General features: G+C 67.7%; 10 protein-coding genes. 5 read left to right on the forward strand and 5 right to left on the reverse strand.

The window, feature by feature from the left end; translation table 11 throughout:
* Nucleotides 1–193: 193 nt before the first annotated feature.
* From LMA02_RS12910 to purN, 3 genes are read right to left on the reverse strand one after another with little or no spacing between them, the layout of a single operon-like run.
* A complete protein-coding gene (locus LMA02_RS12910) occupies nt 194–1,576 on the reverse strand; it encodes a mechanosensitive ion channel family protein (protein WP_228905339.1) in 1,383 nt (460 codons plus the stop codon).
* An 18-nt stretch (nt 1,577–1,594) separates the two neighbouring features.
* Nucleotides 1,595–2,857: an RsmB/NOP family class I SAM-dependent RNA methyltransferase gene (locus LMA02_RS12915; RefSeq protein WP_228905341.1), complete on the reverse strand. Its 1,263-nt coding sequence runs from the start codon at nt 2,855–2,857 to the stop codon at nt 1,595–1,597.
* Complete coding sequence (gene purN, locus LMA02_RS12920; protein ID WP_228905343.1) at nt 2,854–3,516, reverse strand: phosphoribosylglycinamide formyltransferase; 663 nt, start codon at nt 3,514–3,516, stop codon at nt 2,854–2,856. Before purN ends, LMA02_RS12915 begins: the two co-directional genes overlap by 4 nt.
* Nucleotides 3,517–3,639: 123 nt before the next feature.
* Between purN and LMA02_RS12925 the strand changes: the two genes are divergently transcribed.
* The 5 genes from LMA02_RS12925 to dut all read left to right on the forward strand — a co-directional run bounded on the left by LMA02_RS12925 (nt 3,640) and on the right by dut (nt 9,856).
* Complete coding sequence (locus LMA02_RS12925) at nt 3,640–4,632, forward strand: bifunctional riboflavin kinase/FAD synthetase (protein ID WP_228905344.1); 993 nt, start codon at nt 3,640–3,642, stop codon at nt 4,630–4,632.
* Nucleotides 4,633–4,734: 102 nt separating this feature from the next.
* Complete coding sequence (gene ileS, locus LMA02_RS12930; RefSeq protein WP_228905345.1) at nt 4,735–7,572, forward strand: isoleucine--tRNA ligase; 2,838 nt, start codon at nt 4,735–4,737, stop codon at nt 7,570–7,572.
* A gap of 2 nt (nt 7,573–7,574) precedes the next feature.
* Nucleotides 7,575–8,075: a signal peptidase II gene (gene lspA / locus LMA02_RS12935; protein WP_228905347.1), complete on the forward strand. Its 501-nt coding sequence runs from the start codon at nt 7,575–7,577 to the stop codon at nt 8,073–8,075.
* Nucleotides 8,076–8,142: 67 nt separating this feature from the next.
* Nucleotides 8,143–9,354 (forward strand): bifunctional phosphopantothenoylcysteine decarboxylase/phosphopantothenate--cysteine ligase CoaBC, encoded by a 1,212-nt coding sequence (gene coaBC, locus LMA02_RS12940; protein ID WP_228905354.1) that lies wholly within the window; start codon nt 8,143–8,145, stop codon nt 9,352–9,354.
* Nucleotides 9,355–9,409: 55 nt separating this feature from the next.
* Nucleotides 9,410–9,856 (forward strand): dUTP diphosphatase, encoded by a 447-nt coding sequence (gene dut, locus LMA02_RS12945; protein ID WP_011657718.1) that lies wholly within the window; start codon nt 9,410–9,412, stop codon nt 9,854–9,856.
* Nucleotides 9,857–9,911: 55 nt separating this feature from the next.
* Here dut and LMA02_RS12950 read toward each other — a convergent pair whose 3' ends face one another.
* Together LMA02_RS12950 and LMA02_RS12955 are read right to left on the reverse strand one after the other, a co-directional pair.
* Entirely contained in the window at nt 9,912–10,682 is a 771-nt protein-coding gene (locus LMA02_RS12950) for a hypothetical protein (protein ID WP_228905356.1), read from the reverse strand.
* A gap of 147 nt (nt 10,683–10,829) precedes the next feature.
* A complete protein-coding gene (locus LMA02_RS12955; protein WP_175692455.1) occupies nt 10,830–12,209 on the reverse strand; it encodes an amino acid permease in 1,380 nt (459 codons plus the stop codon).
* Nucleotides 12,210–12,304: the final 95 nt, after the last annotated feature.

A 12,304-nucleotide genomic window follows, 5' to 3' on the forward strand; every position in this document is an offset into this window, starting at 1 on the left:
CGCGGGCCGACGTCATAAAAATGAAAGCATACCGCGTGTAGACCGGAATTTTACTTCAACCGTTCCAAGTCTTTGTAAAAAATGAATATTTTCTTGTGTTGACGCAATTCGGATAGTCCATCTCCGGACCCGGAGAGCCCCGCGATCCCGTTTTGGCCGTCGAATTTACCGATTCTGGCCGGCGCGCCGCGCCTTAGGCCGCCGACGCCTGCCCGTCCACCGGGCCGACACTGGCCACGGGCACGCCCTGCGCTACCACGCCTGTCGCCGCAAGACCGTCGGGCAGGCCGACCACGCGCACTTCGCGCTGCGGGAACGGGATCGAGATCCCGTGCTCGCCGAACAGCCGCCAGATGTTGCGGTTCACGGCCGAGCGCACGCCCGACGTGCCCTTCGCCGCATCCTCGATCCAGAAACCGAGCTCCAGATCGATCCCGTCCGCGCCGAAGCCGACCAGGTACGGAGCCGGCGCCGGCTCCGCGAGCACGCGCGGCACTCCCTTCGCGGCTTCCGCCAGCACCGACAACGCCTGCTCGACGTCGTTCGTATAGGCGACCTGCACGGCGACCTTCGCGTAGCCGCGCGTCAGGTACGACGACTGGTTCTGCACGACGTCCGTGATCAGCTTCTCGTTCGGGATCAGCGTCTCGTTGCCGTCGAGGCCGCGCACGACCGTATAGCGCGTGCGGATCTGCGTGACGACGCCCTGCAGCCCGCCGACGCTGATCGCGTCCCCGAGCCGCAGCGAGCGATCGAGCAGGATGATGAAGCCCGACACGTAATTGCTGGCGACCTTCTGCAAGCCGAAGCCGAGGCCGACGCCCAACGCGCCGCCGAACACGCCGAGCACCGTCACGTCGATGCCGACGAGCGACAGCCCGATCAGGATCGCCGCGAACACGAGCAGCGCGCGGCCGACCCGCGACAGCACGACCTTCAGGTTCGCGTCGAGCGTGCGCGCGCGCGCGAGGCGATCCTCGAGCACCGAGCCCAGCCACATCGCGACCATCAGCGTCACGCACACCCACAGCGCGCCGGAGATCACCGACAGCAGCGTGAGATGCGCATTGGCCACGCGGAACTGCACGCTGTCGAGCCAGCCGAGCACGTCGCGCTGGATGCCGAGCACGGTCAGCACCATCGCGGCCCACACGACGGTCGATACGATCTTCTCGACGATCGACAGCCACGCATGCGTGTGGCCGTCGCGCGCAAACACGCGCCGCGCGAAGAAGAACAGCACGTAGATCAGCCCGATGCCGAACAGCGGCACGAGCGCGAGCGACAGCAGCGACGTCGACATGAACGGCTCGAACGCGAGCTGCGCGACGCCGACGAAAATGCCGCCGAACAACGGGAACAGCGCACGTTTCAGGCTATCCGCGCCCGCACCGGGCGCGCGTCCGGCCGCCCTGCGGCGCGCATCGATCCAGCCGTGCACGAAGCGCGCGGCCAGCCATGCGAAACACAGTGCGCCGACGAGGATCGCCGCCTGCCAGATCATCACCGGCTGGTGGAAATCGCGAATCACCGAGGCCAGCCGGCGCGACAGCAGGCGGCTTTGCAGACTCTCCATCGTCCGTCCGCGCCGCTGTTACTGCGCGCGCCGTTCGAGCACCGCGGCGAAGAAGCCGTCGGTCGCGTGGCGGTGCGGCCACAGCGACAGGTAGTCGCCGGTCTCGATCTCGATGCGCTGGTCGGCCAGCACCTGCTGCGCGGGCACCAGCACGAACTCCGGATGATCGGCCAGGAACTGCTCGACGATCGCTTCGTTCTCCGCGTGGAGCACGCTGCAGGTCGCGTACACGAGCCGGCCGCCCTTCTTCACGAGACGCGCGGCGCTCGCGAGGATCGACGCCTGCTTCGGCGCGAGCTCCTCGATCGACGTGCGCGTCTGGCGCCACTTCAGGTCGGGATTGCGGCGCAGCGTGCCGAGGCCACTGCACGGCGCGTCGACCAGCACGCGGTCGATCTTGCCGGCGAGCCGCTTGATCTTCGCATCGTGCTCGCTGTCGATCAGTACCGGGTTCACGTTCGACAGCCCGCTGCGCGCGAGGCGCGGCTTGAGCTTGGTCAGGCGCTTTTCCGACACGTCGAACGCGTAAAGGCGCCCGGTCGAGCGCATCATCGCGCCGAGCGCGAGCGTCTTGCCGCCGGCGCCCGCGCAGAAATCGACGATCATCTCGCCGCGGCGCGGCGCGACCAGCGAGCACAGCAGCTGGCTACCCTCATCCTGCACCTCGATCTGCCCTTCCTGGAACAGTTGCAGGCGCGTGAGCGCCGGCTTGCCGACGACGCGCACGCCCTGCGGCGCGAACGGCGTCTCGCCTGCGTCGATGCCGTTCGCGCGCAGCGCGTCGATCACCTGGTCGCGCGTCGCCTTCTGCGCGTTGGCACGCAGGTCGAGCGGCGCCGGGTAGTTCAGCGCGGCGGCGAGCTGCGCGAGTTCGTCGGCGTCGAAACGGGCCGACAGCGCCTGGTAGATCCAGTCCGGCAGGTTCGTGCGCACGCGCACCGGCAGGCTCGCCGGATCGATCTTCGACACGTGCTCGAGCCACGCGGCCTCGGTGTCGGACACGAACGGCTTCAGCGCATTGCGGCCGAGCGTCTGCATCAGGCCCAGCAGCGTGAGGCGCCGTGCGGGGCTGCCCGTGCCGCTCTCGGCGAGGTGCGAAAACTCCATCTTCCGGCGCAGCACCGCGAACACCGCCTCGGCGATCACGCCGCGCTCGGCGTGGCCGAGCTTCGGGTGCGCGCGGAAGAACCGGCTCGTCGTCGCGTCGGCGGGGCCGGTGAACTTCAGCACCTCCGCCAGCAAGGTCTCGGTCTGGCCAATCAGGAATCCGTGCAGCTTCATACGCCCTCGCTCGTTTCGGTATGCGGTTGATCCGCGAAAATCCAGCGCGCCTCTTCCGGCGCCACCACTGCCCGGCCGTTCTCCAGGCGCAGGCGCCCCTCGACGAACCAGCGCACCGCACGCGGATACAGCACGTGCTCGACCGTCAGCACGCGCCGCGCGAGCGCGGCCGCGTCGTCGCCCGCGCGCACGGGCACCGCGCCCTGCGCGACGATTGCGCCGCTGTCGAGCTCGGGAATCACGAAATGCACGCTCGCGCCATGCACTGCGACGCCGGCATCCAGCGCCTGCTGGTGCGTGTGGATGCCCTTGAAGCTCGGCAGCAGCGACGGATGGATGTTCAGCAGCCGGCCTTCATATCGTCTGACGAAATCGGGCGTCAGGATGCGCATGAAGCCGGCGAGCACGACGAGATCGGGCGCGAAACGGTCGATTTCGGCGGCGAGCGCCGCGTCGAAGCTGTCACGGCCGTCGAACGACCGGTGGTCGACCACCGCGGTCGCCACCCCGTGCGACGCGGCAAAAACCAGGCCGGCCGCGTCGGGCCGGTTGGCGATCACGGCGGCGACCTGGGCCGGCCAGCGTTCCTGCGCACACGCGCGGACGATGGCCTCCATGTTGCTGCCGCGACCGGAAATCAGGATCACGAGTTTTTTCATCCGCGAATTTTACCATTCGCCCCCGCGTTTCCCCCCTTCTCGGCCGCCGGGCCGCCCGAACGTTTATAATCTTCTGCTTTGCGGCATCCCACCGCCCATTCCCCCGACGCTGCATCCGCTATCGTGAAAGTCTTCCGCGGCCTGCCCAACGCCGAGAGCCGCGCGCCGTGCGCGCTGACGATCGGCAACTTCGACGGTGTCCATCGCGGCCACCAGGCCCTGCTCGCGCGCGTGCGCGCGGCAGCGGACGCGCGCGGCCTGCCCGTGTGCGTGATGACCTTCGAGCCGCATCCGCGCGAATTCTTCAATCCGGCCGGCGCGCCGCCGCGCATCGCGATGCTGCGCGACAAGCTGGAAGCGCTGCGCGACCACGGGGTCGACCGCGTCGTCGTCGAGCACTTCAACCACACGTTCGCAAGCCAGTCGCCGCAGGCGTTCGTCGAACGCACGCTGGTCGGCGGGCTGCACACGCGCTGGATGATGGTCGGCGACGATTTCTGCTACGGCGCGAAGCGCGCGGGCACCTTCGACACGCTGAAGGCGGCCGGCGAACAGTACGGTTTCGAAGTCGAGCAGATGGGCACGGTCTCCGGCAGCGACGGCACGCGCATCTCCAGCTCCGGCGTGCGCACCGCGCTCGCCGCGGGCGATCTCGACGCGGCCGCGCAGGCGCTCGGCCACGGCTACGCGATCAGCGGCCACGTCGCGCACGGGCTGAAGCTCGGCCGCGACCTCGGCTTCCCGACCCTGAACCTGCCGATCGCGCACAAGCGGCCGGCGCTCGCGGGCATCTTCGTCGTGCAGGTGCACGGCCTGGGCCCCGCCCCGCTGCCGGGCGTCGCGAGCCTCGGGCTGCGCCCGACGGTCGACGATTCCGGCCGCGTGCTGCTCGAAGTCCACCTGCTCGACTGGCACGGCGATGCGTACGGCAAGCTGATCCGCGTCGAATTCCTGAAGAAGCTGCGCGACGAGGCGAAGTTCGACGATCTCGAGGCGCTGTCGCGCGCGATCGCACTGGACGTCGCGAATGCGCGCGCGTACTTCGTTGAGCGCGCCCGCGCGCCGGGCAGCCGCGCGACCGGCTTCTCGACGTCGGCGACCGACCGAATTAGCTGATCCGGCCGGCGGCGCCACGCGCCGCGCCCTCGCGCCGCCCACCCGCGCGCATCCCCGATTCACGACGCACGAGCGTCCCTCGATTTAGATAGCGATCCCATCATGAGCAACAAGAAAGCCGATTCGAAACCGCAGGCCAAGTATCCGGTCAACCTGCTCGACACGCCGTTCCCGATGCGCGGCGACCTGCCCAAGCGCGAGCCGCAGTGGGTCAAGGAATGGGAAGAGCGCGGCATCTACGAAAAGATCCGCGCGGCCAGCAAGGGCCGCCCGAAGTTCATCCTGCACGACGGCCCCCCGTATGCGAACGGCGACATCCACCTCGGGCACGCGGTCAACAAGATCCTGAAGGACATCGTCGTCAAGTCGCGCAACATGGCCGGCTTCGACGCACCGTACGTGCCGGGCTGGGATTGCCACGGGATGCCGATCGAGATCCAGATCGAGAAGCAGTTCGGCAAGTCGCTGCCGGCGGCCGAAGTGATGAGCAAGGCGCGCGCGTACGCGACCGAGCAGATCGAGAAGCAGAAGGTCGGCTTCAAGCGCCTCGGCGTGCTCGGCGACTGGGCGAATCCGTACAAGACGATGAACTTCGTCAACGAGGCGGAAGAGATCCGCGCGCTCGGCAAGATCATCGAGAAGGGCTACGTGTACCGCGGGCTGAAGCCGGTGAACTGGTGCTTCGACTGCGGCTCGGCGCTCGCCGAGGCGGAAGTCGAGTACAAGGACCGCACCGACCCGACGATCGACGTGATGTTCGCGTTCGCCGAGCCGGAAAAGACCGCCCAGGCGTTCGGCCTGCCGGCGCTGCCGCGCGCCGAGGGCGGCATCGTGATCTGGACCACCACGCCGTGGACGATCCCGGCCAACCAGGCGCTGAACCTCCATCCGGAAATCGTCTACGCGCTGGTCGACACCGAGCGCGGGCTGCTGATCATCGCGGAAGAACGCGTCGCCGCCTGCATGGCCGACTTCAAGCTGACCGGCCGCGTCGTCGCGACCGCGCCCGGCGTGAAGCTCGCGAACCTGCGCTTTCACCACCCGCTCGCGTCGGCCCACCCCGGCTACAAGCGCACCGCGCCCGTCTACCTCGGCGACTACGTGACGACCGACACGGGTACCGGCGTCGTGCACTCGTCGCCCGCCTACGGCATCGAAGACTTCATCTCGTGCAAGGCGCACGGGATGACCGATTCGGACTTCATCAACCCGGTGATGGGCGACGGCCGCTACATCGAATCTCTGCCGCTGTTCGGCGGCCTGTCGATCTGGGACGCGAACCCGAAGATCGTCGACGCGCTGAACGCGGCCGGCTCGCTGCTGCGCAGCGAGAAGTACACGCACAGCTACATGCACTGCTGGCGCCACAAGACGCCGATCATCTACCGCGCGACGTCGCAATGGTTCGCCGGCATGGACGTGACGCCGCGCGACGGCAGCAAGACGCTGCGCGAAGCGGCGCTCGAAGGCGTCGAGGCAACCGCGTTCTACCCGTCGTGGGGCAAGCAGCGCCTGTTCAGCATGATCGCGAACCGTCCCGACTGGACGCTGTCGCGCCAGCGCCAATGGGGCGTGCCGATGGCGTTCTTCGTGCACAAGGAAACCGGCGAGCTGCACCCGCGCACGCTCGAGCTGCTCGAGGAAGTCGCCAAGCGCGTCGAGCAGTCGGGCATCGAGGCGTGGCAGTCGCTCGATCCGCGTGAGCTGATCGGCGACGACGCGAACATGTACGAAAAGAATCGCGACACGCTCGACGTGTGGTTCGACTCGGGCACGACGCACTGGCACGTGCTGCGCGGCTCGCACAAGGATCAGCTGCAGTTCCCGGCGGACCTGTACCTCGAAGGCTCGGACCAGCACCGCGGCTGGTTCCACTCGTCGCTGCTGACCGCGTCGATGATCGACGGCCGCGCGCCGTACAAGGGCCTGCTCACGCACGGCTTCACGGTCGACGGCGAAGGCCGCAAGATGAGCAAGTCGCTCGGCAACGGTGTCGACCCGCATGAAGTCGCGAACCGCCTCGGCGCGGAAATCATCCGCCTGTGGATCGCGTCGACCGACTATTCGGGCGAGCTCGCCATCTCCGAGGAAATCCTGAAGCGTGTGACGGAAGGCTATCGCCGCATCCGCAACACGCTGCGCTTCCTGCTCGCGAACCTGTCGGACTTCGACTTCGCGCAGCACGCGGTGCCGGTCGACGAATGGCTCGAGATCGACCGTTATGCCGTCGCGTTCTCCGCGCAACTGCAGACGGAATTGCTCGGCCACTACGAGAAGTACGAGTTCCACCCGGTCGTCGCGAAGCTGCAGACGTACTGCTCGGAAGATCTCGGCGGCTTCTACCTCGACGTGCTGAAGGACCGCCTGTATACCAGCGCGGCCGATTCGCGCGCGCGCCGCTCCGCGCAGACCGCGCTGTACCACCTGACGCACGGGCTGCTGCGCGTGCTCGCACCGTTCCTGTCGTTCACCGCGGAAGAAGCGTGGAAGGTGTTCCAGCCGGCCAGCGACACCGTGTTCACGGAAACCTACTACGCGTATCCGGAAGTGGCCGGCTCGGCCGCACTGATCGAAAAGTGGGCGCTGCTGCGCGACGTGCGCGGCAACGTGACGAAGGCGCTCGAGGAAGCACGCACCGCGAACCGCATCGGTTCGTCGCTGCAGGCCGAAGTGGCCGTGCATGCGAGCGGCGCGCGCTACGATGCGCTGACGAGCCTCGGCGACGACCTGAAGTTCGTGCTGATCACGTCGGCGGCGACGGTCGCGAAGGTCGACGACGAAGCGCAGGAAAGCGTCGACGTCGCGGCGTCGAAGTACCAGAAGTGCGAACGCTGCTGGCACTACCGCGAGGACGTCGGCGCGCACGCCGACCACCCGACGCTGTGCGGACGCTGCTTCTCGAACCTGTTTGAAAACGGCGAAATCCGGAGCGCGGCTTAACTATGGCAAAAACCCTGTCGAAACCGGCCAGCGGCGCGCTCGCGCCCTGGCTCGGCATTTCGCTGATCGTGATCCTGTTCGACCAGCTGTCGAAAATCGCGATCCTGAAAACGTTCGCGTACGGCGCGCAGCATGCGCTGACGTCGTTCTTCAGCCTCGTGCTGGTGTACAACCGCGGCGCCGCGTTCGGCTTCCTGTCGACCGCGAGCGGCTGGCAGCGCTGGGCGTTCACCGCGCTCGGCATCGGCGCGACGCTCGTGATCTGCTTCCTGCTGCGCCGCCATGGCCAGCAGCGGCTGTTTAGCCTGTCGCTCGCGCTGATCCTCGGCGGCGCGCTCGGCAACGTGATCGACCGGCTGGTCTACGGCCACGTGATCGACTTTCTCGATTTCCACGTCGGCGGCTGGCACTTCCCGGCGTTCAACCTCGCCGATTCCGCGATCACGATCGGCGCGGTGCTGCTGATCTACGACGAACTGCGTCGCGTGCGCGGCTCGCGCTGAGCGCGCATACTCGGTGTCGACGGCCGGCTTCGCGCCGGCCGTTCCGTTTGACCCTTGGAGGCCTGAGTTGGCACACGCAGAACTCGCTGGAAAACACCTCGTTCTCGGCCTGACGGGCGGCATCGCCTGCTACAAGATCGCCGAGCTCACCCGGCTCCTGACGAAGGCAGGCGCGACCGTGCAGGTCGTGATGACCGAAGCCGCCGCGCAATTCATCACGCCCGTCACGATGCAGGCGCTGTCCGGCCGGCCCGTCTATACGAACCAGTGGGACGCGCGCATCGACAACAACATGGCGCACATCGACCTGTCGCGCGAAGCCGACGCGATCGTGATCGCGCCCGCGTCGACGGATTTCCTCGCGAAGCTCGCGCACGGATTCGCGGACGACCTGCTGTCGACGCTGTGCGTCGCGCGCGACTGTCCGCTGCTCGTCGTGCCCGCGATGAACCGCCAGATGTGGCAGAACCCGGCCACGCAACGCAATGCCGCGCAACTGCGCACCGACGGCGTGTCGGTGCTCGGCCCCGATTCGGGCGCGCAGGCCTGCGGCGAAATCGGCGACGGCCGCATGCTTGAACCCGAGGCGATCTACGAAGCCATCGTCGCGCACTTCGCACCGAAGGTGCTCGCGCACCGTCGCGTGCTGATCACGGCCGGCCCGACGTTCGAGCCGCTCGACCCGGTGCGCGGCCTCACGAACCGCTCGAGCGGCAAGATGGGCTTCGCGCTCGCGCGCGCCGCGCAGCAGGCCGGTGCCGACGTGCATCTCGTCGCGGGGCCGGTCGCGCTCGACACGCCGTGGGGCGTGACACGCCAGGACGTGCAGACCGCGCAGCAGATGTACGACGCGGTCATGCACGCGGTATCCGACGCGGACATCTTCATCGCGGTGGCCGCGGTCGCCGACTGGCGCGTCGACCAGCCGGCCGAGCACAAGATGAAGAAGACGGCCGATCGCAAGATGCCGGCGCTCGCGTTCGTCGAGAACCCCGACATCCTCGCATCGGTCGCGGCGCTACCCGATCCGCCGTTCTGCGTCGGTTTCGCCGCCGAAAGCGGCGACCTCGACGTGCATGGCGACGAAAAGCGCAAGCGCAAAAACGTGCCGCTGCTGGTCGGCAACCTCGGCCCGCTGACGTTCGGCCGCGACGACAACGAAGTCGTGCTGTTCGAGGCAGCCGGGCTCACGCGCCTGCCGCGCGCGCCGAAGGACGAGCTCGCGCACGCGCTCGTCGCCGAAATCGCAAAGCGCCTGCCCGACAATCACCTGATCTGATCCATTGCGCGGCGGCACGCGCCGCCGCGCCCCTCCCGACCGATTCGACGACCGCATGAAACTCGACCTGAAGATTCTCGACGCGCGCATGCGCGACTACATGCCCGCCTACGCCACCACCGGCAGCGCGGGCCTCGACCTGCGCGCATGCCTCGACGCACCCGTCACGCTGCAGCCGGGCGAAACGACGCTGGTGCCGACGGGCCTCGCGATTCATCTCGCGGATCCCGGCTATGCGGCGCTGATCCTGCCGCGCTCGGGCCTCGGCCACAAGCACGGGATCGTGCTCGGCAACCTCGTCGGCCTGATCGATTCCGACTACCAGGGCCAGCTGATGGTGTCGACGTGGAACCGCGGCCAGACCGAATTCGTGCTGAACCCGTTCGAACGGCTCGCGCAGCTCGTGATCGTGCCGGTCGTGCAGGCGCAGTTCAATATCGTCGACGATTTCGCGCAAAGCGATCGCGGCGAAGGCGGCTTCGGCAGCACTGGCCGTCACTGAACGGCGTGATACGAAAAGGGGGCCTCGCGGCCCCCTTTCCTTTTTCCGTTTCCCCTCACCGATCGGCCGTCTGCGCGATCCGCGCGGGCGCGAGTTCGCGTCGCCGTGCCTGCGCGATGCTCGCATAGATCACCAGCGCGGCCAGCACACCGAGCAGCACCGCCGACGAGCCGACCGTGCCGAGCGCGAGCCCGCCCTTGGCGACCGGTTTCGTCAGCAGGTCGCCGACCGTCGCGCCGAACGGACGCGTGAGCACGAACGCGGCCCAGAACAGCAGCACGCCGGAGATCCGCGTGAAGTAATGCGCGAGCACGATCGCCGCGAGCAGCGCGCCGATCAGCAGCGCGCCGCCGCCGAAGCCGAGCCCCGAGCTGTCCGCGAGGAAATCGCCGAGCGCGGTGCCGAGCGTGTTCGAGAACAGGATCGCGATCCAGTACAGCAGCTCGACCTTGCGCGTGCGGATCAGGTCCACCGACAGCGACTCGCCGCTCAGGCGCCACACCGCGAAGATCGCCAGCAGGATCGCGACGAGAATCGATGAGCCGGCCGCGTAGCCGAGGCCGAGCGTGCGGTCCATGAAATCGGACATCGTCGTGCCCGCGGTGCTCGTCGCAACGATCACGGCCCAGTAAATGGCCGGGCGATAGCCGGTCGTCCTGAGCTGCGCACCGAGCGTGACGAGAAAGAAACCGAACAGCAGGATCGAGCTCACCGCGTAGCCGACGTTCAGCGTCATCGACAGCAGGTCGCCGCCGGTTTCGCCGAGCGTCGTCGCGCAGATCTTCATGATCCAGAACGCGAGCGTGATTTCGGGAAGTTTGTTCATTCGAACCCCTTTTGACAGGAACGCAGCGAGCCGACGTGGGCCGGCCCGCCATGCAGACAGGTTCGAATGTTATCGCCGCCGGCTTAACGCAACCTTAGCGGCCTCGCCTCGCCGCGCGGGCCACCGCCCGCGGCGTGCGCTCACGCGTCAACGCGCGTGCTGGTGCCGGTAGTGCAGCGCGTATGCGAGCGTCAGCAGCACGACAAACACGACGCCGACCACCATCGTCATCCGGAATTCGCGCGTGAACGCGGTCGTGAGCAGGACCGCGCCGACGAGCCCCGCACCGAGCAGGCTGCCGAACGGGTGGCCCCACATCCGGAATGCGAGCGCCGGGCCACGATACCGCACGCGAAAGCGCAGGTGCGTAACGAAGATCATCAGCCACGTGAACAGCGCGCCGAACATCGCGATCGCCATCATCACGGTAAACGCGGTGTCGGGCGACAGCGCGACCAGCACGGCCGCGACCGCGACGCCGCTGGTCGAGATCCACAGCGCCGCGCGCGGCACGCCGTTGTTGCCGAGCCGGCCGAACACCGCCGGCGCGAGCCGCGCACGCGACAGGCTGAACATCATCCGCGTCGTCACGTAGAGCTGGCTGTTCATCGCCGACAGCGCCGCGATCAACAGCACGAAGTTGATCACGCCGGCCGCATAGGGCACGTGCGTCGCCGCCATCACCTTCACGAACGGGCTTTCGTCGGTGCCGGCCTGCGTCCAGGGCACGATCGCGAGCATCAGCGACAGCGTCAGCAGGTAGAACAGCACGAGCCGGAACACCGTCGAGCGGAACGCACGCGTGACCGCATGCTGCGGATCGCGCGCCTCGCCGGCCGCGATCGCGACCGCCTCGATGCTCATGTAGCTGAAGATCGCGACGATCACCGCGACCCAGGTGCCCCACGGCCCTTTCGGCATGAAGCCGTCGTGCGCCGTGTAGTTCGCGAAGCCGATGCCCGACGCCGCCGGCGCCGACCACACGAGATACGCGCCGAGCACGATGAACACGACGATCGCCGCGATCTTCAGCAAGGAAAACGCGTATTCGACCGATCCGTACAGCGTGACGCTCGCGAGGTTCACCGCAATCAGCAGCGCGGAGAAGCCGATCACCCAATACCAGCCGGGCACGGCCGGGAACCAGTACTTCATGAAGACGGCGATCGCGCTGATCTCGGTGCCGATCGCGAACACCACCGCGAACCAGTACGCATAGCGCACGAGAAAGCCCGCGAGCGGGCCGACGTAGTGCTCGGCGTATGCGCCGAACGAACCGGCCGTCGGATGCGCGACCGTCATTTCCGCGAGCGCGCCCATCAGCAGCAGCGCAATCAGCGCGCCGATCGCATACGAGACCAGCACGCTCGGACCGGCGAGCCCGATCGCGAACCCGCTGCCGAGGAACAGCCCCGTGCCGATCGCGCCGCCGATCGCGATCATCGCCATCTGCCCCGACGTCAGCGCGTGGCGCAACCCTTGTTCGCGCGCGACGATGTTGTCGAACGACCGTTGTTGTTGTGTCACTGCGTTGCTACTCCCTGCCCCACCATTGCGCCACCGGCGCCAGATAAAACGAAACGGCGCGGAGAACTTCCCGCGCCGTTCGCATGAACAACGAA

This window comes from Burkholderia sp. B21-005, assembly GCF_020843965.1.
GTDB lineage: Bacteria > Pseudomonadota > Gammaproteobacteria > Burkholderiales > Burkholderiaceae > Burkholderia > Burkholderia ambifaria.

Coding starts and splice junctions, on each gene's coding strand:
- LMA02_RS12910 (WP_228905339.1), bottom strand. CDS start 1,576: ATGGAGAGTCTGCAAAGCCGCCTGCTGTCGCGCCGGCTGGCCTCGGTG.
- LMA02_RS12915 (WP_228905341.1), bottom strand. CDS start 2,857: ATGAAGCTGCACGGATTCCTGATTGGCCAGACCGAGACCTTGCTGGCG.
- purN (WP_228905343.1), bottom strand. CDS start 3,516: ATGAAAAAACTCGTGATCCTGATTTCCGGTCGCGGCAGCAACATGGAG.
- ileS (WP_228905345.1), top strand. CDS start 4,735: ATGAGCAACAAGAAAGCCGATTCGAAACCGCAGGCCAAGTATCCGGTC.
- lspA (WP_228905347.1), top strand. CDS start 7,575: ATGGCAAAAACCCTGTCGAAACCGGCCAGCGGCGCGCTCGCGCCCTGG.
- dut (WP_011657718.1), top strand. CDS start 9,410: ATGAAACTCGACCTGAAGATTCTCGACGCGCGCATGCGCGACTACATG.
- LMA02_RS12950 (WP_228905356.1), bottom strand. CDS start 10,682: ATGAACAAACTTCCCGAAATCACGCTCGCGTTCTGGATCATGAAGATC.